Source organism: Streptomyces pratensis, from assembly GCF_037137275.1.
Taxonomy (GTDB): Bacteria; Actinomycetota; Actinomycetes; order Streptomycetales; family Streptomycetaceae; genus Streptomyces; species Streptomyces pratensis_B.
Genome location: NZ_JBBBEN010000085.1, coordinates 81,596 through 102,739 on the forward strand (window position 1 = coordinate 81,596; position 21,144 = coordinate 102,739).

Genomic DNA, 21,144 nt, shown 5'->3' on the forward strand with positions numbered 1-21,144 from the left:
GAATCCGCCGCCGAGCGGACGCATAGGGTGGACGGATGCAGGAGCAGTACCGGACCGTCGCCCGCGCGGGCGTGCACGAGAGCGAGATCAACCGATCGCGTTTTTTGTGCTCCCTCGCCCCCGCCGCCACCGAACAGGAGGCGCAGGACTTCGTCGCCCGCGTCCGCAGGGAGCACCCGAGCGCCAACCACAACTGCTTCGCGTACGTGATCGGCGCCGACGCCGCCGTGCAGAAGGCGAGCGACGACGGCGAACCCGGCGGCACCGCGGGCGCCCCCATGCTCCAGATGCTCATGCGGCGGGAGATGCGCTACGTCGCGGCGGTCGTCACCCGCTACTTCGGCGGCGTCAAACTCGGTGCGGGCGGACTGATCCGCGCGTACGGGGGAGTGGTCGGCGAAGCCCTCGACGAGCTCGGCACCCTCACCCGGCAGCGCTTCCGGCTGGCCACGGTCCGCGTCGACCACCAGCGGGCGGGAAAGCTGGAGAACGATCTGCGGGCCACCGGCCGCGACGTCCGCGAGGTGCGGTACGCCGAGGCCGTCACCCTGGAGATCGGCCTGCCGGACGCCGACGTCGAGGCGTTCACCGCCTGGCTGGCGGACGCGACGGCCGGTTCCGCCACGCTGGAGCTGGGCGGCGAGGCGTACGGCGACGTGTGAGCGCCGGGGCACGCGCGCCCCGCTCGCGGGCCTCCCTTCATGGTCGATGCGGGATCGGCGGCCCGGTGCCGTTAGCGTGTTCGGTGCCGACGGCGGATCACAGCCGCGGAGGCGTGGCCCACGGGTGGAGGACGAAGACGATGCAGGCAGAGACCGGCGGAGTGATGGCGTGAGAATCCTGCACACCTCGGACTGGCACCTGGGGCGGTCCTTCCACCGCGTCCCGCTGCTCGACGCCCAGGCCGCCTACCTGGACCACCTGGTGGCGACCGTCCTGGAACGGGAGGCCGACGTGGTCCTCGTCGCCGGCGACGTGTACGACCGGGCCGTGCCACCGCTCAGCGCGGTCGAGCTGTTCGACCGTGTGCTCCACCGGCTCGCCGCCGTCGGGGTCCCCACGGTCATGATCTCGGGCAACCACGACTCGGCCCGCCGGCTCGGCGTCGGCGCGGGACTCTTCGAGCGTGCCGGAGTCCACCTGCGGACCGACCCCGAGGGCTGTGCCACCCCCGTCGTCCTCGCCGACGACCACGGCGACGTCGCCTTCTACGGGCTGCCCTACCTGGAGCCGGCCCTGGTCAAGGACGCCCTCCGGGCCGACAAGGCCGGTCATGAGGCCGTCCTCACCGCCGCCATGGGCCGGGTCCGCGCCGACCTCGCCGCCCGGCCCCCCGGCACCCGCTCCGTCGTCCTGGCCCACGCCTTCGTGGCGGGCGGGGAACCGAGCGACAGCGAACGCGACATCACCGTCGGCGGAGTCGCCGCCGTTCCGGCCGGAGTGTTCGACGGCGTCGACTACGTGGCCCTCGGCCACCTCCACGGCTGCCAGCGCGTCACCGAACGCGTCCGCTACTCCGGCTCCCCGCTCGCCTACTCCTTCTCCGAGGCCGACCACCGCAAGACCATGTGGCTGATCGACCTGGACGGCGACGGGAACCTCGCCGCGGCGGAACGGATCGACTGCCCCGCCGAGCGCCCCCTCGCCCGGCTCCGCGGGCGCCTCGACACCCTCCTGGAGGACCCGGCCCTGGGCCGCCACGAGAACGCCTGGGTGGAGGCCACCCTCACCGACCCGGACCGCCCAGCAGAACCGATGGCCCGCCTCGCCGAACGCTTCCCGCACATCCTCAGCCTCGTCTTCGACCCCGAGCGGCCACCCGAAGACCCCCTGGCCTCCTACGCCCAGCGTCTGAGGGGCCGCGACGACCACCAGATCGCCGAGGACTTCGTCGCCCACGTCCGCGGCGGCAGCGGCCCCAGCGATCTCGAACGCACCGTCCTGCGCGGCGCGTTCGACGACGTACGGGTGGACGAGAGCGTCCGGGAGGTGTCCCGGTGAGACTGCACCGCCTCGCCGTCACCGCCTTCGGCCCGTTCGGCGCCACCCAGGAAGTCGACTTCGACGCGCTCTCCACCGGTGGACTGTTCCTTCTGCACGGGCCCACCGGCGCGGGGAAGACGTCCGTCCTGGACGCCGTCTGCTACGCCCTGTACGGGGCTGTCCCCGGCGCCCGTCAGAGCCCCGGGGCCTCCTTGCGCAGCGACCACGCCCCGGCCGGTCTGCCGACCGAGGTGTGCCTGGAGCTCACCGTCGGCGGTCGCCGCCTGGAGGTCACCCGCAGCCCCGCCCAGCCCCGCCCGAAGAAGCGTGGTGACGGCTTCACCCTGGAGAAGGCCCAGAGCCGGCTGCGGGTCCACGACCCCGAGCACGGCTGGCAGGCCCTCAGCAAGTCCCACCAGGAGATCGGTGAGGAGCTGACCCAGCTCATCGGCATGAGCCGGGACCAGTTCTGCCAGGTCGTACTGTTGCCGCAGGGCGACTTCGCCCGCTTCCTGCGCGCCGACGCGGAAGCCCGCGGCAAGCTCCTGGGCCGCCTCTTCGACACCCGCCGCTTCGCCGCCGTCGAGGAACGGCTCGCCGAGCTGCGCCGGGCCGCAGAGGCCCAGGTGAGGGCGGGCGACGAGAAGATCCTCGCCCTCACCCAGCGCATCGCGCAGGCGGCCGGGCCCGCCGCGGCCGGCGCCCCGGCGCCCGACGCCCGCCCCGGTGAGCCCGGACTGGCCGGGGCCGCCCTCCAGTGGGCGGCCGTGGCCCGCAGCACGGCCGGTGAACACCGCGCCATCGCCGACCGCTTCCTCGCCGGGGCTCAGGAGCGGCAGGGCGCCGCCCGGCGGGCACTGGACGAAGAACGGGAACGGGCCCGCCTCCAGCAGCGGTACGAGGAGACCCGGGCGCGTGCCGCCGCCCTGGAGCAGCTCCGGCCCGAACGGGACCGCTGCCGGGAGAGGCTGGAGCGGGCCCGCAGGGCGGAGCGTGTCGCGCCCGCCCTGGAGCTGCGGGAGGAGGCCGAGCGGGCCCATCGCACGGCGGGCGACGCCCTCGGCCGGGCCCGGAAGCAGCTGCCGCCCGACCTCGTCGACGCGAGCGCCGAACAGCTCACCGAACAGGAGCGGCGGCTCCGTCAGGAGCTGGGGGGCCTGGAGTCGGCGCAGCGCGCCGAGCGGCGCAGCGCGCAGATCAAGGGGGAGCGCGACCGCCTGGAGCGGGAGTCGCGGGCCGACGAGGCGACCGTACGGGACGCGGAGGCCTGGCTGTCCGGCTGGGACGCGCTCCGCACCGGGCTGCGGGACCGCATCGCGACGGCGCAGGAGGCCGCCACCCGCGCCGAACAGCTCGCCGGACGCCTCGGACCGGCCCGCCGCAGGCTGGACGCGGCCCGTCGCCGCGACGCCCTCGTCGTAGAGGCCGAGGCGGCCCTGCACACCCTCGCCGAGGCCCGCGAGCGCGCCCTCGACGCCCAGGAGAGCTGGCTCGGGCTGCGGGAGCGGCGATTGCGGGACATCGCGGCGGAGCTGGCCGCGGGGCTGGTGGACGGCGCGCCCTGCACCGTCTGCGGCTCCGCGGAACACCCTGCCCCCGCCACCGCGGGCGACGGCCATGTCGACCGGGCCACGGAGGAGGCGGCCCTGACCGCCCACCGGCGCGCGGAGGAGGCCCGCACCCGCGCGGAACAGGCCCTCGGCGTCCTCCGTGAACGCCACGCGGCGGCCCGGCGGGAAGCGTGTGACGCGGTGGCGGGAGAGGAGGAGGGGCGGCGCGGTGACGAGGACCCCGGGCCAGGAGTCGGCGAACTGCACGACCTCGTCGAGCGGTTGGCCGAAGAGCACGCCGAGGCCCACCGCCTCGCCGCAGGGACGCACGCCGCCCGCGAAGCCCTCGACGCGGCCGAGCGGGAGCACCTCGAACGCCTCCGACTCCGGCAGGAGGCCGAGCGCCGCACCGCCGCCCGCCTCTCCCTGCGGGAGGCACTCGACGCGGAACAGGCCGGCCTGGAACGCGAGCTGGCCGGAGTCCGGGGCGAGTCCGGCGCGGGCTCCGTCGCCGCGTACGCCAATCGGCTGACCGACCGGGTCGCGTTGCTCGCGGCCGCCGCCGACGCCGTGCGCGCCGAACAGGAAGCGGCCCGGCGACGCAAGGAGGCCGACGACCGGCTGTCCGACGCGGCGTTCCGGGCGGGCTTCGACACCCCGCAGGCCGCGGCTGCGGCCCTCCTCGACGCCGCCGCCCACCGCGGCCTCCAGCACCGGATCGACGCCTGGCAGGCCGAGGCCGCCGCCGTGGCCGACCGCCGCGCCGAACAGGACGCCCGCGAGGCCGCCGAGGCCGCGCCCGCGCAGCCGGCCGCCGCGCAGAGGGCCTACGAGGAGGCGGACCGGCGGCTGCGCGAAGCGGCCTCCTCGCTCGCCGCCGCCCAGGAACGCTGCGCGGAGCTGTCCCGTCTGTCGCGGCAGGCCGCTGACGAGGTCCGGCGGCTGGGCCCGGTACGCCGGGAGCACGAGCAGGTCGCCCGGCTCGCGGGCCTGGCGGCGGGCACCTCCGCCGACAACGAACGCAAGATGCGCCTGGAGGCGTACGTCCTGGCCGCCCGTCTCGAACAGGTGGCGGCCGCCGCCACCGCCCGGCTGCGGCGGATGTCCTCCGGCCGTTACACGCTGGTCCACTCCGACGCCCGCACCGGCGGGCGCAGAGCGGGGCTGGGACTGCATGTGGTGGACGCCTGGACCGGCAGCGAACGGGATACCGCGACCCTGTCGGGCGGCGAGACGTTCTTCGTCTCGCTGGCGCTGGCACTCGGCCTCGCCGACGTCGTCACGGAGGAGGCCGGCGGTGTGCGCCTGGACACCCTCTTCATCGACGAGGGGTTCGGCAGCCTCGACGACCAGACTCTGGACGAGGTGCTCGACGTGCTGGACTCCCTGCGGGAGCGGGACCGCAGCGTGGGCATCGTCAGCCACGTGGCCGATCTGCGCCGCCGCATCCCGGTCCGGCTCGAAGTGGTCAAGGACCGGCACGGTTCGTCGGTGCGCCACCGCCTGTGAGGAGGCCTCCGCCCGGAGCCGCGGCTCAGCGGCCGCTCGCGCGGTGGGGGACCGGGGGGAGCGGACGACATCGGTCGTGACGGCGCCGAGGGCGCCGCTCCGGCCGATCGTCTCCTCCAGGTGGCGCGACCCGTGCCGCCCCGCCCGACGACGCCGAATGCGGGTGCTGAGGAGACACCTCGCCGCGACGCCGGAGGGGCGCACCGGAGAGTGCCCGCCGCCATGGTGCGGCCCCGTGCGGCGGGCGCCTCCCCAGCTGCCCGCGACGCCCCTCGCGCGGGGACGGCGCCGCGGGTCAGAGCCGGGACAGCTCGTCCACCAGGTCGTCCAGGCCCAACGACCCCTGGGAGAGCGCCGCCATGTGCCATGCCTTCAGGTCGAAGGCGTCCCCGTGCGCGGCGCGCGCGTTCTCCCGTCCCAGCAGCCAGGCGCGCTCACCGAGCTTGTAGCCGATGGCCTGGCCCGGCATGGAGAGGTAACGGGTCATCTCGCTCTCGACGAAGTCGGCCGGGCGGCCGCTGTGGTTGCCGAAGAACTCCTGCGCCAGCTCCGGCGTCCAGCGCTTGCCCGGGTGGAACGGGGAGTCCGCCGGGATCTCCAGCTCCAGGTGCATGCCGATGTCGACGATCACCCGGCAGGCGCGCATCATCTGGGCGTCCAGATAGCCCAGCCGCCGTTCCGCGTCCGGCAGGAAGCCCAGCTCGTCCATCAGCCGCTCCGCGTACAGCGCCCAGCCCTCGGCGTTGGCGCTGACCTGGCCGACCGACGCCTGGTAGCGCGAGAGGCTGTCGGCGACGTGGGTCCACTGGGCGATCTGGAGGTGGTGGCCGGGGACGCCCTCGTGATACCAGGTGGAGACGAGGTCGTAGACCGGGAAGCGGGTCTCGCCCATGGTGGGCAGCCAGGTGCGTCCGGGCCGGGAGAAGTCCTCGGACGGACCGGTGTAGTAGGGCGCGGCGGCCCCGCCGGGCGGGGCGATGTGGGACTCCACCTTCCGCACCCGCTCCGCGAGGTCGAAGTGGGTGCCGTCCAGGGCCTCGATCGCCTCGTCCATCAGGTTCTGGAGCCAGTCCCTGACCTCGTCCACGCCCTCGATGTGCTCGCCGTGCACGTCGAGATGGGCGAGCGCCTCCCAGGGCCCCGCGCCGGGAAGGATCTTCTCGGCCTCGACGCGCATCTCGGCCAGCAGCCGGTGGTACTCCGACCAGCCGTACGCGTACGCCTCGTCGAGATCGAGGTCGGTGCCGTTGTACAGCCGCGACCAGCGGGCATAACGCTCCCGGCCCACCGTGTCGGGCGCCCCCTCGATCGCCGGGGCGTACACATCGCGCATCCAGTCCCGCAGCGAGAGCACAGAGGCCGTCGCGAGTCGCGCGGCCTCGTCGAGCTCGGCCCGCAGCGAGCCGGGCGCGTCGGCGACCAACGCCTCGAAGAACGCGGGGCTGCCGCTCTCGCCGCCCCACTCCGCCAGCTGTCCGACGAAGGTGGCGGTCGCCCGGGGCCCGCCGTACAGCTTGCGCTCCAGGCCGAGCGCGAGCGAGGCGCGGTAGCCCTCGTATGCGGCGGGCACGGCGCGCAGCCGCTCCGCGACCGCCGCCCAGTCCTCCTCCGTCCCGGTCGGCGTGATCGTGAAGACCTCGGTGATGCTGTGCGCGGGCGAGTGCAGGTTGGAGACGGCCCGCAGGCCCTCCTCGGCCTCGTGGACGGCGAGTTCCGCCGTCAGCCGCTCCCGCAGGAGCCGGCCGCAGCGCCGTTCGGCGTCGGTGTCGGCGCCGGGCCGCTGCTCCGCGGCGTCCAGCTCCAGCAGCGTCGACCGGATGAGACCGGCGATCGCTGCCTGGCCGGCGGGGGAGAAGTCGGGCAGACGCCGCGAGCTTTCGCGGACACCCAGATACGTGCCCGTGATGGGGTCGAGTTCGATGATTGCGTCGACGTGGGCGTCGGCGACCTGACGGGGCAGCGCACTGCTCGATGTGTCTGACATGCGGACATCCTCGTACGGCGGCACACGTCGCGTCATCACCGGAGAGCTCCGGACGTCCGAAAGACGATCACCGGGGGTCCGGCGAGGGCCCCTCAGCTGTCGGACGGCGGCAGCAGCGGCCCGCAGTCCCACTGCTGGAAGATCAGCCGCGTCTCCACCCGGGCCACCTCCCTGTGCGAGGTGAACTCGTCCAGAACGAGCCGCTGGAGGTCCGCCGTGTCCGCGACCGCCACCTGGACGAGGTAGTCGTCGGGGCCCGTGAGGTGGAACAGCGCCCGGGACTCCGGCAGGGCCCGGACCCGGTCGACGAACGGCCGGATCAGCTCCCGGCGGTGCGGTCGGACCTGCACCAGGAGCAGCGCCTGAAGCCCCCGGCCGAGTTTCGCCGGGTCCAGCCGCAGCTGGTCGCCGAGGATCACTCCGGAGCGCCGGAGCCGGGCCACCCGGTCCAGGCAGGTGGAGGCCGCCACGCCCACCTCGGCGGCGAGCTCGCGGTAGGTGGTCCGCGCATCGTTCTGCAACAGCCGCAGAATTTGCAGATCAACCGGGTCCAGAGCGACGAAATCGGCCATACGGCGAACGTAGCACGGGTATTTTCCGCTACGAGCCGGTAACTGTTCAGAGTGGCCCGCATGGACAACGAAGTCTCGATGACGCCCCCTGCCGCCGACCCGACCAGGGCACTCGCCACCGAAGCCGTGCACGCCGGCCGCGACGACCTCGCCTCCCTCGGCCTGCACGCCCCGCCGCTCGACCTGTCCACCACCTACCCGTCCTACGACTCGCGCGGTGAGGCCGAACGCATCGACGCCTTCGCCACCACCGGCGCCCGCCCCGAAGGGCCGCCCGTCTACGCCCGGCTGGACAACCCGACCACCGGCCGCTTCGAGACGGCGCTCGCCCGGCTGGAGGGCGCCGAGAGCGCGGTCGCCTTCGCCAGCGGCATGGCAGCCCTCACCGCGGTGCTGCTGGCCCGCTCCGGCATGGGGCTGCGCCACGTCGTCGCGGTCCGCCCGCTCTACGGATGCAGCGACCACCTGCTCGGCGCCGGGATGCTGGGCACCGAGGTGACCTGGACCGACCCGGCGGGGATCGCCGACGCGATCCGCCCGGACACCGGGCTCGTCATGGTCGAGACGCCGGCCAACCCCACGCTCGCCGAAGTCGACATCCGGGCCGTCGCCCACGCCTGCGGTTCCGTGCCGCTGCTGGTCGACAACACCTTCGCCACCCCCGTCCTCCAACGCCCCCTCGAACACGGGGCCCGGATCGTCCTGCACAGCGCCACCAAGTACCTCGGCGGCCACGGGGACGTCATGGGCGGGGTCGTGGCCTGCGACGAGGAGTTCGCCGCCCGACTGCGCCAGGTGCGGTTCGCCACCGGCGGCGTGCTCCACCCGCTGGCCGGCTACCTGCTGCTGCGCGGCCTGTCCACCCTCCCGGTGCGCGTACGGGCCGCCTCTGCGAGCGCCGTCGAACTCGTCCGCAGGCTCTCCGCCGACCCGCGGGTCGCCCGGGTCCACTACCCGGCGATCGGCGGAGCGATGGTCTCCTTCGAGGTGTACGGGGACCCGCACCGGGTGATCTCGGGCGTACGGCTCATCACCCCCGCCGTCAGCCTCGGCAGTGTCGACTCGCTGATCCAGCACCCGGCTTCCATCAGCCACCGCATCGTGGAAGAGGGGGACCGGCGGGCGGCCGGCGTGGGCGACCGGCTGCTGCGGATGTCGGTCGGACTGGAGGACGTGGAGGACCTGTGGGCGGACCTGTGCCAGGCGCTCAGCGACCGGCCCGTCCCGTCGGCGCGGTCGGCGGGGCAGACTGCTCGGGCGTCGCAGGTCCACTCCTGAGCCGCTCGCCCGTGGCCCGCTCCCGCGGCAGCCGGGCGGTGATGACGAGCGTGCCCTCCTCGATCTGGTAGTCCAGCGGCAGCTTCAGCGCGCGCATCGCCGCCACCATGCCGGTGTTGCGGGACTGCGTCACGGCGTACACGCTGTCGCAGCCCGCTTCACCGGCGAGGGCCACCAGGCGACGGAGCAACTCGGAGCCGATGCCCCGGCGCTGCCAGTCGTCCTCGACGAGGAGGGCGACCTCGGTCTCGTCGCCGTCCCACAGGAGGTGGCCCAGCGCCACCACTTTGCCGGAGGCGGTCTGCACGGCCAGGGTGCGGCCGAAGCGGGGACTCAGCAGATGGCGCAGGTAGCGGTCCGCGTCGCCGACGGGGCCGTGGTAGCGCAGGCCCAGGGTGCGCTGCGAGCAGCGGTCGTGGAGGGCCTTGGCGGCGGTGAGATCGGCGTGGTCGGCCCGGCGCACGGTGATCTCGTTGCCCTCGGGCAGCGTGAGGACGTCCTTCCCGCGCGGCACCCGGGGGCCCAGCCGGGCGTCGAGCTCGACCAGGGCGCGGGCGCGGGCGAACTCCGTCGGGGTGAACGGCAGGTGAGGCCGCTCGACGGTGATGACGCCGCCGGAGGGGTCCCGCAGTCTCATCAACGTCTCCTCCAGCACGCCCTCGACCGGGGCGCTCTCCCCGACGGGGCGGCCGGTGACGGAGACGGCGGGCAGCGAGTGGATGGCGCACCGGCCGAGCAGCTGGCGCAGGGCCAGGGGGAGCTCGGCCGCGTCGAGCGCCGTCCGGGTGGCCAGCGAGAGCACCCGGGTCGGCGGGTCGACCAGGTCATGGGCGTCCGCCCGCTCGATCCAGGTGGAGGAGCCGCCGGCGGCCGCGATCTCGCCGCTCAGCTCCTGAGCCTGGAGGCCGGCCGGCGCACGGAGCAGGAACTCGTCGACGGTCCCCCGGGCGAGCGGATGGGTCTGCAGCGTGAGAATGTCGATCCGCAGCCGGGCGAGGACCAGGCACAGAGCGGCCAGGCTCCCCGGGGCGTCACAGACCGTCGTCCGAACCCGCCACAGCACGGTCTCCGTCGCGCCGGCGCTCTCGGCGCCGCTCCCCTCGCTCGCGTGACGCGCTCCCTCGCCGGCCGTCGCCCGGCGCGCTCGGGTCCCCCCGGGCCCGGCCTCGCCCACGTCCGCCTCCCTCCCGGCGGACGGTGGAGCGTGACTGTGCCGCCGGGCCCACCAGGTGTGGAACGCCGCCGTGGCCACCAGCACCGCGGCCGACGCCATGAGCAGGTAGGGCCCGTCCGGCTGGTGCCCGATGAGGTTGGCGATCGCGTCGGCCACGGCCACCGCGGTGAACAGGGCGGCCAGCTCGATCAGGTCCCGCCGCCAGTGGTGCGGACGGCGGGCGCTCTTGGCGGATGTCACATCAGTCATGGCGTCACTGTGAACGAACGGTGTTGCCTGATCGCGAACGCCTTGTGACTGATGGGTTAAGTGCAGATCTGATGACCTATCGTCGGTTTTCGGCCAGATTTCGGGCCTGCTGGCCGTGTCCGCCGAGTCCGGCCGGTCACGCCCCTCACTGCCCGGTGAGACCCGGCCGGAGCACCTTGCTGAACAGGACCGATCCGCCCTCCGCGCGCAGCCGGACCGTCAGGTCGGCACTGTCGCCGTCGATCTCGACCTCTCCGAAGTACTGCGGAGACTCCATCGGCGACACATTGGCGCGGTCGGGCGCCCGGACGAAGACCCGCTCGGGTCCGAACGTGCCGTCCAACGCGCTCGCCGGGAAGCCGCCCGCCGCCAACGGACCCGACACGAACTCCCAGAACGGGGCGAAGTCCTTGAACGCCGCCCGCTCCGGTGCGTAGTGCTGGGCCGAGGTGTGGTGCACGTCCGCCGTCAGCCACACGGTGCCGGTCACCCGGCGGTGCTTGATGAACCGGAGCAGCTCGGCGATCTGGAGCTCCCGCCCCAGCGGAGCCCCCGGATCGCCCTGCGCCACCGCTTCGAAGTCCGTCGCGCCGTCCGGGACGACCAGACCGAGCGGCATGTCGGCGGCGATCACCTTCCACACCGCCCGGGACGCGGCGAGCGAGCGCTTGAGCCAGCGCGCCTGCTCGGCCCCGAGGATGCCGGTCGTGTCGTCGGCCTGCCGGCCGGGGGAATTGGCGTTGCGGTAGGAGCGCATGTCCAGGACGAACACGTCCAGCAGCGGCCCGTGGTGGACGACGCGGTACATCCGGGACCGCCGCGCGGAGCCGTACGAGGGTGAGAGCGGGACGTACTCGTGGAAGGCCCGCGCCGAGCGCGCCGCGAGGATGTCGACGTTCTTCTCGGTGTAGCGGTCGTCGTCGAGGATCTGCCCGGGATACCAGTTGTTGCGCACCTCGTGGTCGTCCCACTGCACGATGGAGGGCACCTGCGCGTTGAAGCGGCGGACGTTCTCGTCGAGCAGGTTGTAGCGGAAGTTCCCCCGGTACTCGTCCAGCGTCTCGGCGACCTTGGCCTTCTCCTCGGTCATGACGTTGCGCCAGATCCGGCCGTCCGGCAGCGTGACGCTCGGCCAAAGCGGCCCGTCCGCGTAGACGCTGTCACCGCTGCACAGGAAGAAGTCCGGGTCCAGGCGGCGCATCTCCTCGTACACACGGTATCCGCCGATGTCCGGGTTGATGCCCCAGCCCTGCCCCGCCACGTCGCCGGACCACAGGAACCGCACGCCCGCACGGCGGCGGGCCGGAGCGGTGCGGAACGTCCCGTACACCGGCCGGCCGGTGCGCCGCGGGTCGCCCGGGTCGGCGAGCGTGACGCGGTAATGCACGTGCTCACCCGCGGGCAGGCCGTACAGAGGAGTCGTTCCGGTGAAGTCCGTCCCGGGACCGACCAGGGGCCCCCACCACCTGCGCACCCGCCGGAACGACTCGGTCGCCGAGGTCTCGACCAGCATCCGGGCCGGCCGGTCCGAGCGCACCCAGACCAGCGCCGACGAGGCCGTGACGCTCCCCACCTGCACCCCCCAGGACGCTTCGGGACGGCCCGCCAGGGTCAGCGCGGGCGCCGCGGCGGCGGCAGCGGGGGCCAGGACCACCGCGGCCGGGGCGGCCAACGAGCCACGCAGAACGGCCCGGCGGCCGGGTGAGGAAATACGCGGACGGTACGGCATCGGGGGCCTCCGGGGGGCGTGGGCGGGCGGGCCGTCGCGGCGGAGAGGCCACGGCCCTGTTCCGGACCGGCGACGGTCTCCCCCATGCCTAGTGCCCGGCGGCGGCCCCAGCCCCAACCCCGGGTGAACACCGCCCGTCGAACGTGCCCGGTCTGGCCGGAGCTCCGACGGGGGCCTTCCGGTCGAGACGGGAGCGACTGCGGTCCGGCGTCGAGCACCGCGCGAGCGTCGGAGCGTTCCGTTCCGGGCGGGCGTCGGCCCCGGGGCGCCCGTTCAGCGGCTGGTGTCCGCGATGACGCGGGCCACCAGCGCCGGGTCGTCGTTCATCGGGACGTGGCCGCAGCCGGGCAGCCGCACCAGCCGGGCGCCGGTGATCGCCCGCTTGGCGCGGACGCCCTGCCTGCGCGGCAGGATGCGGTCGCGGTCCCCCCAGGCCACGGCGACGGGGACGCCCTCCACGTCACGGTCGAAACGGGTGGTCCGCCCGGCCTCCAGAGTGGGCACAAAGCCGGTCGCCTCGCGCAGGGCAAACGTTTCGGCGACGACGGCGTCCGGTGAACGCCTGGCGGGCCGGGCGTAGATGGTGCTGGTCAGAGCGGTGCGGCCGGCTGCGCTCCGGGAGAGCCGCTCGATCATCGCGCCCGGCATCGTCAGCGCGCCGCGGCGCATCGCGCGCAATACGCCGAAGGCGTAACGGCGCTCCGCCTCGGTCCAGAACCCGCCCGGTGACAGCGCGGTCACCGAGCGGACGAGGCCCATGCGCCCCAGCTCCAGTGCGAGCAGACCGCCCAGCGAGTTCCCGGCCACATGCGGCCGGTCCAGACCGAGTTCCGCGCAGAAGTCCCCGAGCAACGGGGCGAAGGTCGCGAGATCATACGGGACGCCGTCCGGCAGCGGCGGCGAGACGCCGAAGCCGGGAAGGTCCACGGCGATCACCTCGCGTTCGGCGGCCAGGATGCGTGACACCGGGTCCCAGGCCCGGAGGTGGTGGCCGATCCCGTGGAGCAGCAGCAGCGGCTCACCGGAGCCGGTCCGTTCGTAGGCGACGGAAACGGGGCGGGGGCCGTCGGCCGTGGCGGCGGTGAAGGAGGCCGTGGTGGTCATGCTGCTCCCTGCGGTGGCTGGGCGTCTCGGAGTGGTTAGACATCTCGTCAACAACAATTACCGTTGGGTAGCATGGAGTTCAAGAGGCCCGGCGGTTCCCGATGGACACCCCCCGGCGCCTCGGCGGGATGGGCGGTGGCAGCCGATACCGCGACCGCGCTCCTCGAAGAACACCGGCCCGTCCTCGCCGGCGTGGCGTACCGGATGCTCGGCCGCGTCGCCGACGCCGAGGACGTGGTGCGGGAAGCCTGGCTGATGGTCCATCGCGGCGCGCGAGGACGTCCGCGAGCCGCGGGCGTCCCTGGTGCGGATCGCCGCCCGGCCGGCCATCGACCGGCTATGGCACGCGCAGTCGCGCCGAGAGGCCTACGTGGGCCCCTGGCTGCCGGAACCGGTGATCGCCGACTTCGGCCCCGCCGCGCCCGACACGGTGGAACGCGTCGTCCTCGCCGACTCCGTCTCGCTCGCCGTGCTGGTCGTCCTCGAATCGCCCTCGCCGCTGGAGCGTGCCGTGTTCGTGCTCCGGGAGGCCTTCGGCTTTCCGTACGCCGAGATCGCCGCAGCCCTGGACCGCACCGAGGCCGCCGTACGGCAGCTCGCCGGCCGCGCCAGGCGGCACGTGGAAGCTCGCGCAGACCCCGCTACGAGGTCGATCCGGTCGAACGGCGTGACCTGACCGAACGGTTCCTGGCCGCCGCGTCCGGAGGCGGCATCGAGCGGCTGCTCGTCCTGCTCGCCCCCGACGTTCGCCTGGTCAGCGACAGCGGCGGCAAGGCGAAGGCGCCGCGGCGGATCATCGAGACGGCGGACAAGGTCGGCCGGTTCCTCTTCGCGGTCTCGCGGGAGTTGGACGAGAGCGGAGAGATCCGCCACGTGGAGCTCAACGGCCAGCCCGCCGCCGTCTACTTCCTCGGCGGGGAACCCGACACCGTCTTCCAGCTCGATGTCAGGGAAGGCCTCATTCAATCCGTCTATATTATTCGTAACCCGGACAAGCTCATCGGATCGACTGTCGCGTAGGCGTAGGCGTAGGCGTAGGAGTAGGCGGCGGCGGGGGCGCGGCCGCCACGGCCCCCGCCGCGCCGGAGGGCCGCTCAGGGCAAGGTCAGGGCCCCGTCATCGACTTCGATGGCGGGGCTCCACGCTGCGTCCGTCGCACGCTGTCGCGAACGTCATGTGAACGCTCAGCGCCCGGGGCCCGTTTCGCTCTGTCACGGAATAAGGATTGGTCTTGACCAAGGGTGTGCACCGGCCTAGGGTCTGCACTTAAGGCAGGGACCTTTAATAAATAATGTCGCGGAAAAGTCGCTGGGCGAATGCGGAGGACAGGGTGGGGACCACGCAGCTGGAATCGGTTCAGGAGCCGAAGTACTGGCACCTCAAGACCGTGCTCAGTGAGGCACTCGACTCCGACTTCGCGGTGGGGGAGATCCTGCCCAACGAGCGGGAACTCGCCGCCCGGTTCGGTGTCGCACGCGCCACGCTCCGGCAGGCCCTGGAGCAGCTCGAACTCGAAGGCAGACTGCAGCGCCGCCGGGGCGTGGGGACCACCGTCGCCCCGCCACGCGTGGGCGTCGCCGTCTCCACGGCCCAGCACGAATGGACGGGCGGCGTCAGCGGAGAGGCCTGGCAGCCGGTCGACTGCACCATGGGCCAGGCTCCCGCCGCGGTGGCCGCCATGCTGGGAACGGCCCCCGCCGAGCCCGTGCACGTGATGCGCCGAATCCGTGACACTCACGGCCAGGCGGTAGCGGCCGAACTGCTCTACGTCCCGGCGTCCTCGGTGCCCGACCTTGCGGCCCTCGACGCCCCGTCCGGGGCCTTCCGCGCCCGGAACGTGCTGCGCGAGCTCCACCGGCTCGGCCTGGAGGGCCAGGACCGCTCCGTCGAGCTCGGTTCCGCGCGCGCGGACGACGCCAAGGAACTGGACCGGCTCCCCGGCGCGCCCGTCCTGGTCGTCACCACCCGCTACTTCGCCGCGGGGGGAACGGCGGCCGTGTCCGTGGCCACTTACCGAGCGGACACCTGTCGGCTCACCTTCGGGGACTCCGGCGCGCTGGAGATCAGCCACGACGAGCGGCGGGAACGCCGGGCTTCCTGACGCCTTCGGCTGCCCGGCTGTCGCCCGGTGTCGCCGAGGACCCACCCCCCTCGGCGACACCGGGCTCTGGCCCTTCGGTCCCCGGGAGCGCGACCGGGCGCTCGCCGCGTGGTGTTCTCTTCCTCGCGCCCCTCGTGGACGGTCCGGCCGCGTCACCGCGGCGCGCCTTCCCGCGCGGCGCGCGGCGTCGCGCAGGAGCCGCCCGTGGCCGGGTGCGCCCCGTCCGCCCACCAAGGCCGGGTCAGCGGCGGCGGGCAGTGACCGTCCCCTCGACCGCGAACATCTGCTCCTCGACATGGTCCAGCGCGAGCCGCAGCGCTCCTGTGGCGACGGCGGCCTCACCGAGCATCGACAGGGTCACCCGCGGCGGGCGCAGACAGTAGCGGGCCAGCTCCGTGCGCAGCGGGGCCAGCACGCCGTCCAGCCCGGCCGCCCAGCCGCCGACCACGACCAGCTCCGGATCGAGTGCCAGGGCCAGGGCCGCCACATCGTGCACCAGCCGCTGGAGGAACCGTTCGACCGCCGCCCGGGCTCCCGCATCGCCCTCCCGGGCCTTGGCGAACACCGCGGCCACCGCGTGCTCGTCCAACGGGTCCAGCGGTGTGTCCGTGGTCGACAGCAGATGCTCCGGGGTCACATCCCGGCCCAGCAGGTGCAGGGCGCCGATCTCGCCGGCCGCTCCGCCGAACCCACGGTGCAGGCGTCCGCCGATCAAGGACCCCGCTCCAGGGCTCAACCCGGCCAGCACGAAGACGATGTCGTCGGACTCGGTGGCCGCGCCCTTCCAGTGCTCGGCGACCGCTGCGGCGTTGGCGTCGTTCTCCACGAGCACGGGGCAGCGGAAGGAACGACGCAGCCGCTCCCCGAGCGCCAGGCCGGTCCAGTCCGGCAACGCCGTTCCCAGCCGGACCGTTCCGTCGGCCTCCAGAATCCCCGGGCTGCCGACGCCGACCGCGCGCAGACTGCTCCGGGCCACTCCGGTCCGCCGAAGCACCTCCGCGACGACGGCCCTGACCTGTTCGAGTCGGTCGTCCGCCCCGGCGGTCTCGGACACCGTGCGGGAACTCGCCCCCACGACGCGGCCGTCCAGCCCCGAGAGCAGCGCCGATACCCGGTGCGGGCCGATCTCGATGCCGAGGAGGTGACCCGCCTCCGCTCGGAAACGGAACCTTCGTGCGGGCCGCCCCTGGCGCCGCGCCTCGCTCTCGTCGGGCAGGGCCTCTACCACGAGCCCCGCCTCGAACAGCCCCTCGACCACACCTTCCACCGTCGGCCGGGACAGCCCGGTGATCCGGGTCAGGTCCGTCAGCGTCGGGGTGCCGGCCCCTCTCAGGGCGTGCAGCACCACTGCGGAATTGATCCGCCGCAGCAATGACGGGTCCCCACCGGTCAGCCGGCCCACGGTGTGTCCTCCCTGCTCGTGCGCATGTCTGCCGGATCGTACTCGCTGGCCCGTTGCCCGGCGACCAGCGAGGAGCCGGGATCGAGCGGCGGCCCGGGGCGCCCCGGCGAGACGAACCCGGACTCGTAGGCGGCGATCACCGCCTGAGTGCGGTCCCGGGTGCCCAACTTGGCCAGGGCAGCGCTGACGTGGGACTTCACCGTCTCCGTACCGACGATCAGATCGGCCGCGATCTCCGCGTTGGACAGTCCCCGAGCCATCAGCCGGAGCACGGGCCCCCTCCCGTTCGGTGAGCGCCGTACGCTCCAGGGCGCCCCATGGTCGTCCGTGCCGTACTCGGCGGCCAGCTGTCGTACCGCTGCGGGAAACAGCAACGACTCTCCCTCGGCCACCAGACGTACGGCGTGGACGATCTCCGCCGGCCTGGCCCGCTTGTGCAGAAACCCGTCCGCCCCCGCACGCAGCGCTTCGTACACATACTCATCGTTCTCGAACGTCGTCACCACCAGGATCTTGCCCGCTGCCGACAGGGCAAGGTCGAACGAGGCCACGGGCAGCCACACCACGGCGAGCGCCACGCCCGCGAAGAGCAGCCGCACCTCCAGCCAGAGCACCGTCCGCCATCTCTGTGCCCACATCGTCGAGGGTGCGGCAATCAATGGATGCTGTACGTGACCGCTCGCGTCAGCGGCGCGAGGAAGTGGTGCACGCGCTCATCGTGTCGCCCACACGGCTGCCATGCCCAAGGTCGGCCACCATCAAGAGATGTGACCATGAACCCGACATCGGTACTGAACTCCGAGTGGATCAAGATCAGGTCGGTGCGCTCCACCGCTGGATCGCTGACAGCGATCCTCGCCGCCACGCTGGCCGTGGCCGTGCTCGTTTCCACGACCTTCGGCAGAACCGAGGCGGGCGGCGCCGACGCTGAGCCGGTATTCGACGCGTTCTACGCTCCGCACTTCGGACAGCTCGCCGCCATCAGTTTCGGCGCTACAGCGCTCTCTTCGGAGTTCACCGGCGGGGCGCTGCCCATATCGCTCGCGGCTGTGCCCCGCCGGAACCTCTTCTACGCGGCCAAGATGTCCATGATGGGCGCTCTGGCACTCGGCGTGGGACTGCTGAGCGGTTTCCACCGCCTTCCTGGTCAGCCAGCTCTTTCTGGGGGAGCACGCGATAGGCCTGGGGCACCCGGGCGCGCTGCGTGCGGCCTTCGGCGGAGGCATCTACCTCGCGCTGACGGCTCTGTTCGCCGCAGGGGTGACGGCGCTGACGCGCAGCCCGGTCGCGGTCCTCAGCCTCCTCATACCGTTCAACTGACCGTTCCCTTCGTGCTGGCGGGCGTCTCCAGCGGAGTTGCGCGGTATCTGCCCGACCGATCGGGACAAATAGTGCTGCACCAGAGCCCGGACGGCAGCCTCGGGCCGTGGACGGGTCTCGCGGTGACACCCCTTTGGTCGGCGGCGGCGCTGCTGGGCGGCTGGTGGAGCGTGCGCAGAAGGGACGCCTGAGACCTACCGGCCGACTCCGCTCCCAGGCAGCCGATGGGGGCGGAGCAGCGATTGTCCGTGCAAAGCGGTTTACTGACGCCATGACGACCGCACACCATCTCCGCCTCATTGACGGGATGTGCACCCGGAAGTTTCCCGCGGAGCGCTCCCCGTCGGGCTCGGAAGTCAGCGGACCCGGCTACCACACGGCATCGCTCCATGTCGACGAACCACTGTGGGGCGACGACGAGCCCCTGCGCGCTCAGCACCGTGCGCAGTGCTTGGCCGAGCACGACGCACTGCTCACGCTGCTGGCTTCGCGTTGGGGTGAACCGCAGTTGATGAGCGTGTGGAGTGCCCAGGAGCGGATGATGGAGGGTGAGGCCATCGAGGAACCCTGGGCGGAGCTGGTGTCCGCCTGCGACTATCTGAGGCTCTGGCGCAGGGGCAGCCGCTGGGTGGCGCTGGGGTTGTTCCTGGAAGAAGACGGACCGGGGTGCGAGCTGGCGGTTGTGGTCACGGTGATCGACCCGCCCTGAGGCGGCGACCCGCGGTCAGGACCGCGGGCACGTGCCACGAGGCTCCCGGCAAGGACGCCGCCCCACGGCCCCTGGCCGGCGGACAGGCGCCCACGGACCCCGCGCCGACCGTCAGGTGCTCCGCGCCTCTCCGCCCCAGGGCCCGCCCCGCCGGCCCGGCCGCCCACGGGCACCGTACCGTTGCCCGCCTTCTGTCTCCTCGGCCTCCGCACTCCGGTCTACGGTCAGCTGGACGTGGTGCCTGTACGACGGGGCTTGTCAGCAGCGATGCGCCGTGGTCCTGCCCGGGCGGTGTGAGGGCGCTGGGAGTCGTGGTGGCGAGCCACCGACCCGCGGGGGCCGCCCGCGGGGGTGGGGGAAGAGGCGGGAGCACGTGCCTGGGGCTTTCCACGGCTCGCTTTTCCTTCGGTTCCTCATCGCGGCCGGGAAGGGGGCGGAGGGCGGGTGAGGTCAGTCGCGCGTGTTCCCGGTCAGCACAGCCTCACGGAGGCGGGCGTACTCCGCGGCCATGCTCTCCACGGTCCAGTGGGCGTTGAGACCGCTGGGGTTGGGGAGGGCCCAGACCTGGGCGCCACCGACGGTCCGCTCCTGGCGGCCGATACGGGCCCGGGGCTCCCCGAAAGCGGTGCGGTAGGCGGTGATGCCGACCACCGCCAGCCACGCCGGTGCGAGCCGCTCGACCTTCACCGCCAATGCTGCTCCGCCGTCCCGGAACTCCTCCCTGCCGAGCTCGTCGGCCCGAGCCGTCGCCCGCGCCACCACATTGGTGATACCGAGTCCGAGTCCGAGGAGTTCGGACTGCTCCGACGGCAGGAGCCGCCGGGGCGTGAAACCCGAGCGGTGGAGAACCGGCCAGAACCTGTTGCCCGGGTGGGCGAAGTGGTGGCCCGTAACCGCGGTCGTCAAGCTCGGATTGATGCCGCAGAAAAGCACACGCAGACCGCCCGCGACCACATCGGGGACGATGCGGTCGCGGGCGGCGCGGAGCTCTTCGGGGGTCATGGCGTGAGGACGGCGCCGCTCAGAGAATCGAACCGGGTGCGTAGCCCGCGGCCTGGGGGTGCTGCTTGGTGATCTCCTCGATCCGGGCGAGCACAGAGGCCACCTGGTCGCCGGCAGCGCCGGTGAAGGACAGCTTGTCGGCCATCAGTGCGTCCAACTCCGCACGGTCCAGCGGGATGCGCTCGTCCGCGGCGAGCTTGTCGAGCAGCTCGTTGCGCTCGGTGCCCTGCTCCCGCATCGCCAGGGCGGCGGCGACCGCGTTCTCCTTGATCGCCTCGTGGGCGACCTCGCGGCCCACTCCGGCGCGCACGGCGCCCATGAGGACCTTGGTGGTGGCCAGGAACGGGAGGTAGCGGTCCAGCTCGCGCGCCACGACCGCGGGGAACGCACCGAACTCGTCCAGCACCGTCAGGAAGGTCTCCAGCAGGCCGTCGAACGCGAAGAACGCGTCAGGAAGCGCCACCCGGCGGACCACGGAACAGGAGACGTCGCCTTCGTTCCACTGGTCGCCCGCCAGTTCGCCCGTCATGGAGGCGTAGCCCCGCAGGATCACCATCAGACCGTTCACCCGCTCGCACGAGCGAGTGTTCATCTTGTGCGGCATCGCGGACGAACCGACCTGGCCGGGCTTGAAGCCCTCGGTCACCAGCTCGTTGCCGGCCATCAGCCGGATGGTCTTGGCCACCGAGGACGGTGCCGCGGCGAGCTGTACGAGAGCGGTCACCACGTCGTAGTCGAGCGACCGGGGGTAGACCTGCCCGACCGAGGTGAAGGCCTGGGCGAAACCGAGGTGGCCGGCGATGCGCTGTTCGAGGTCGGCGAGCTTGTCCGCGTCGCCGCCGAGCAGGTCCAGCATGTCCTGGGCCGTGCCGACCGGCCCCTTGATCCCGCGCAGCGGGTAACGGGAGAGGAGGTCCTCCAGACGGCCGTAGGCGACCAGCAGCTCATCCGCCGCGGTCGCGAAGCGCTTGCCGAGCGTCGTCGCCTGCGCGGCGACATTGTGCGAACGGCCGGCTACGACGAGTTCGCGGTACTCCGCCGAGAGCTTGCCCAACCGCGCCAGGACGGCCACCGTACGGTCGCGCATCAGCTCCAGTGACAGGCGGACCTGAAGCTGTTCGACGTTCTCGGTCAGGTCCCGGGACGTCATGCCCTTGTGGACCTGCTCGTGGCCCGCGAGAGCGTTGAACTCTTCGATCCGGGCCTTCACGTCATGCCGGGTGATCTTCTCGCGCTCGGCGATCGAGGCGAGATCCACCTCGTCGAGCACGCGCTCGTAGTCGGCCAGCGCCGCATCGGGCACCTCGATCCCGAGGTCCTTCTGAGCGCGCAGCACCGCCAGCCACAGCTGACGCTCCAGCTTCACCTTCTGCTCGGGGGACCAAAGGACAGCCAGCTCCGTGGAGGCGTAGCGGCCGGCCAGGACATTGGGGATGCGAGGCTTCGCAGACACAGCAGTCACGGGGACAGATTCTACT

16 protein-coding genes and 3 pseudogenes are annotated in these 21,144 nt (G+C 72.9%); 10 read left to right on the forward strand and 9 right to left on the reverse strand.

Annotation, left to right across the window (positions count from 1 at the left end; genetic code table 11):
- Window positions 1-35 precede the first annotated feature (35 nt).
- From V9U70_RS12140 to V9U70_RS12150, 3 genes are all read left to right on the forward strand, one after another.
- A complete protein-coding gene (locus V9U70_RS12140) occupies window positions 36-662 on the forward strand; it encodes a YigZ family protein (RefSeq protein ID WP_336674657.1) in 627 nt (208 codons plus the stop codon).
- Window positions 663-831: 169 nt separating this feature from the next.
- The gene (locus V9U70_RS12145; RefSeq protein WP_336674659.1) at window positions 832-2,001 is read left to right on the forward strand and encodes an exonuclease SbcCD subunit D; all 1,170 of its coding nucleotides are present in this window, start codon (window positions 832-834) and stop codon (window positions 1,999-2,001) included.
- On the forward strand, window positions 1,998-5,042 hold the full coding sequence (locus V9U70_RS12150) for an SMC family ATPase (protein ID WP_336674660.1): 3,045 nt from the start codon (window positions 1,998-2,000) through the stop codon (window positions 5,040-5,042). Before V9U70_RS12145 ends, V9U70_RS12150 begins: the two co-directional genes overlap by 4 nt.
- A 295-nt stretch (window positions 5,043-5,337) precedes the next feature.
- On the opposite strand, the gene V9U70_RS12155 is transcribed toward V9U70_RS12150, so the two are convergent.
- Together V9U70_RS12155 and V9U70_RS12160 are read right to left on the reverse strand one after the other, a co-directional pair.
- The gene (locus tag V9U70_RS12155; protein ID WP_336674661.1) at window positions 5,338-7,026 is read right to left on the reverse strand and encodes a DUF885 domain-containing protein; all 1,689 of its coding nucleotides are present in this window, start codon (window positions 7,024-7,026) and stop codon (window positions 5,338-5,340) included.
- A gap of 92 nt (window positions 7,027-7,118) precedes the next feature.
- On the reverse strand, window positions 7,119-7,598 hold the full coding sequence (locus tag V9U70_RS12160) for an Lrp/AsnC family transcriptional regulator (protein ID WP_336674662.1): 480 nt from the start codon (window positions 7,596-7,598) through the stop codon (window positions 7,119-7,121).
- Window positions 7,599-7,658: 60 nt separating this feature from the next.
- On the opposite strand from V9U70_RS12160, the gene V9U70_RS12165 reads away from it, so the two are divergent.
- Window positions 7,659-8,876 carry a trans-sulfuration enzyme family protein gene (locus V9U70_RS12165; RefSeq protein ID WP_336674663.1) on the forward strand — a complete coding sequence of 406 codons (1,218 nt, stop codon included), beginning with the start codon at window positions 7,659-7,661 and terminating at the stop codon, window positions 8,874-8,876.
- Here the strand turns inward: V9U70_RS12165 and V9U70_RS12170 are convergent.
- From V9U70_RS12170 to V9U70_RS12180, 3 genes are all read right to left on the reverse strand, one after another.
- Window positions 8,806-10,290, reverse strand: a complete 1,485-nt coding sequence (locus V9U70_RS12170) for a GNAT family N-acetyltransferase (RefSeq protein WP_336674973.1) — start codon at window positions 10,288-10,290, stop codon at window positions 8,806-8,808. The two genes, V9U70_RS12165 and V9U70_RS12170, sit on opposite strands and share 71 nt — an antisense overlap.
- A gap of 154 nt (window positions 10,291-10,444) precedes the next feature.
- Window positions 10,445-12,028: an alkaline phosphatase D family protein gene (locus tag V9U70_RS12175; protein WP_336674665.1), complete on the reverse strand. Its 1,584-nt coding sequence runs from the start codon at window positions 12,026-12,028 to the stop codon at window positions 10,445-10,447.
- 273 nt (window positions 12,029-12,301) lie between these two features.
- Window positions 12,302-13,132: an alpha/beta fold hydrolase gene (locus tag V9U70_RS12180; protein WP_336674666.1), complete on the reverse strand. Its 831-nt coding sequence runs from the start codon at window positions 13,130-13,132 to the stop codon at window positions 12,302-12,304.
- Between the two features lie 72 nt (window positions 13,133-13,204).
- On the opposite strand from V9U70_RS12180, the pseudogene V9U70_RS30565 reads away from it, so the two are divergent.
- The 4 genes and pseudogenes from V9U70_RS30565 to V9U70_RS12190 form a co-directional block, all read left to right on the forward strand.
- Window positions 13,205-13,396 (forward strand): annotated as a pseudogene (locus V9U70_RS30565) (sigma factor); the annotation flags it as partial.
- Window positions 13,397-13,436: 40 nt separating this feature from the next.
- Window positions 13,437-13,808, forward strand: a complete 372-nt coding sequence (locus V9U70_RS30570; RefSeq protein WP_419723969.1) for a sigma factor-like helix-turn-helix DNA-binding protein — start codon at window positions 13,437-13,439, stop codon at window positions 13,806-13,808.
- A 197-nt stretch (window positions 13,809-14,005) separates the two neighbouring features.
- Window positions 14,006-14,152, forward strand: a complete 147-nt coding sequence (locus tag V9U70_RS30575; RefSeq protein WP_419723977.1) for a hypothetical protein — start codon at window positions 14,006-14,008, stop codon at window positions 14,150-14,152.
- 310 nt (window positions 14,153-14,462) lie between these two features.
- A complete protein-coding gene (locus V9U70_RS12190; protein WP_336674667.1) occupies window positions 14,463-15,233 on the forward strand; it encodes a GntR family transcriptional regulator in 771 nt (256 codons plus the stop codon).
- Between the two features lie 241 nt (window positions 15,234-15,474).
- On the opposite strand, the gene V9U70_RS12195 is transcribed toward V9U70_RS12190, so the two are convergent.
- Both V9U70_RS12195 and V9U70_RS12200 read right to left on the reverse strand, forming a co-directional pair.
- Window positions 15,475-16,635 carry an ROK family protein gene (locus V9U70_RS12195; RefSeq protein ID WP_336674669.1) on the reverse strand — a complete coding sequence of 387 codons (1,161 nt, stop codon included), beginning with the start codon at window positions 16,633-16,635 and terminating at the stop codon, window positions 15,475-15,477.
- A 101-nt stretch (window positions 16,636-16,736) separates the two neighbouring features.
- Window positions 16,737-17,150, reverse strand: a pseudogene (locus tag V9U70_RS12200) (LuxR C-terminal-related transcriptional regulator); the annotation flags it as partial.
- A 258-nt stretch (window positions 17,151-17,408) separates the two neighbouring features.
- Between V9U70_RS12200 and V9U70_RS12205 the strand changes: the two are divergent.
- Window positions 17,409-18,146, forward strand: a pseudogene (locus V9U70_RS12205) (ABC transporter permease).
- A gap of 80 nt (window positions 18,147-18,226) precedes the next feature.
- Complete coding sequence (locus V9U70_RS12210) at window positions 18,227-18,664, forward strand: hypothetical protein (protein WP_336674671.1); 438 nt, start codon at window positions 18,227-18,229, stop codon at window positions 18,662-18,664.
- A 450-nt stretch (window positions 18,665-19,114) separates the two neighbouring features.
- On the opposite strand, the gene mug is transcribed toward V9U70_RS12210, so the two are convergent.
- Window positions 19,115-19,666, reverse strand: a complete 552-nt coding sequence (gene mug / locus V9U70_RS12215; RefSeq protein WP_336674673.1) for a G/U mismatch-specific DNA glycosylase — start codon at window positions 19,664-19,666, stop codon at window positions 19,115-19,117.
- Between the two features lie 19 nt (window positions 19,667-19,685).
- A complete protein-coding gene (gene purB / locus V9U70_RS12220; protein WP_336674675.1) occupies window positions 19,686-21,128 on the reverse strand; it encodes an adenylosuccinate lyase in 1,443 nt (480 codons plus the stop codon).
- Window positions 21,129-21,144 lie beyond the last annotated feature (16 nt).

What these genes read in the sequence shown, in the direction of transcription:
- V9U70_RS12160 (WP_336674662.1), bottom strand. Translation starts at nt 7,598, where the DNA reads ATGGCCGATTTCGTCGCTCTGGACCCGGTTGATCTGCAAATTCTGCGG.
- V9U70_RS12140 (WP_336674657.1), top strand. Translation starts at nt 36, where the DNA reads ATGCAGGAGCAGTACCGGACCGTCGCCCGCGCGGGCGTGCACGAGAGC.
- V9U70_RS12180 (WP_336674666.1), bottom strand. Translation starts at nt 13,132, where the DNA reads ATGACCACCACGGCCTCCTTCACCGCCGCCACGGCCGACGGCCCCCGC.
- V9U70_RS12210 (WP_336674671.1), top strand. Translation starts at nt 18,227, where the DNA reads ATGACGACCGCACACCATCTCCGCCTCATTGACGGGATGTGCACCCGG.
- V9U70_RS12175 (WP_336674665.1), bottom strand. Translation starts at nt 12,028, where the DNA reads ATGCCGTACCGTCCGCGTATTTCCTCACCCGGCCGCCGGGCCGTTCTG.
- mug (WP_336674673.1), bottom strand. Translation starts at nt 19,666, where the DNA reads ATGACCCCCGAAGAGCTCCGCGCCGCCCGCGACCGCATCGTCCCCGAT.
- V9U70_RS12155 (WP_336674661.1), bottom strand. Translation starts at nt 7,026, where the DNA reads ATGTCAGACACATCGAGCAGTGCGCTGCCCCGTCAGGTCGCCGACGCC.
- V9U70_RS12165 (WP_336674663.1), top strand. Translation starts at nt 7,659, where the DNA reads ATGGACAACGAAGTCTCGATGACGCCCCCTGCCGCCGACCCGACCAGG.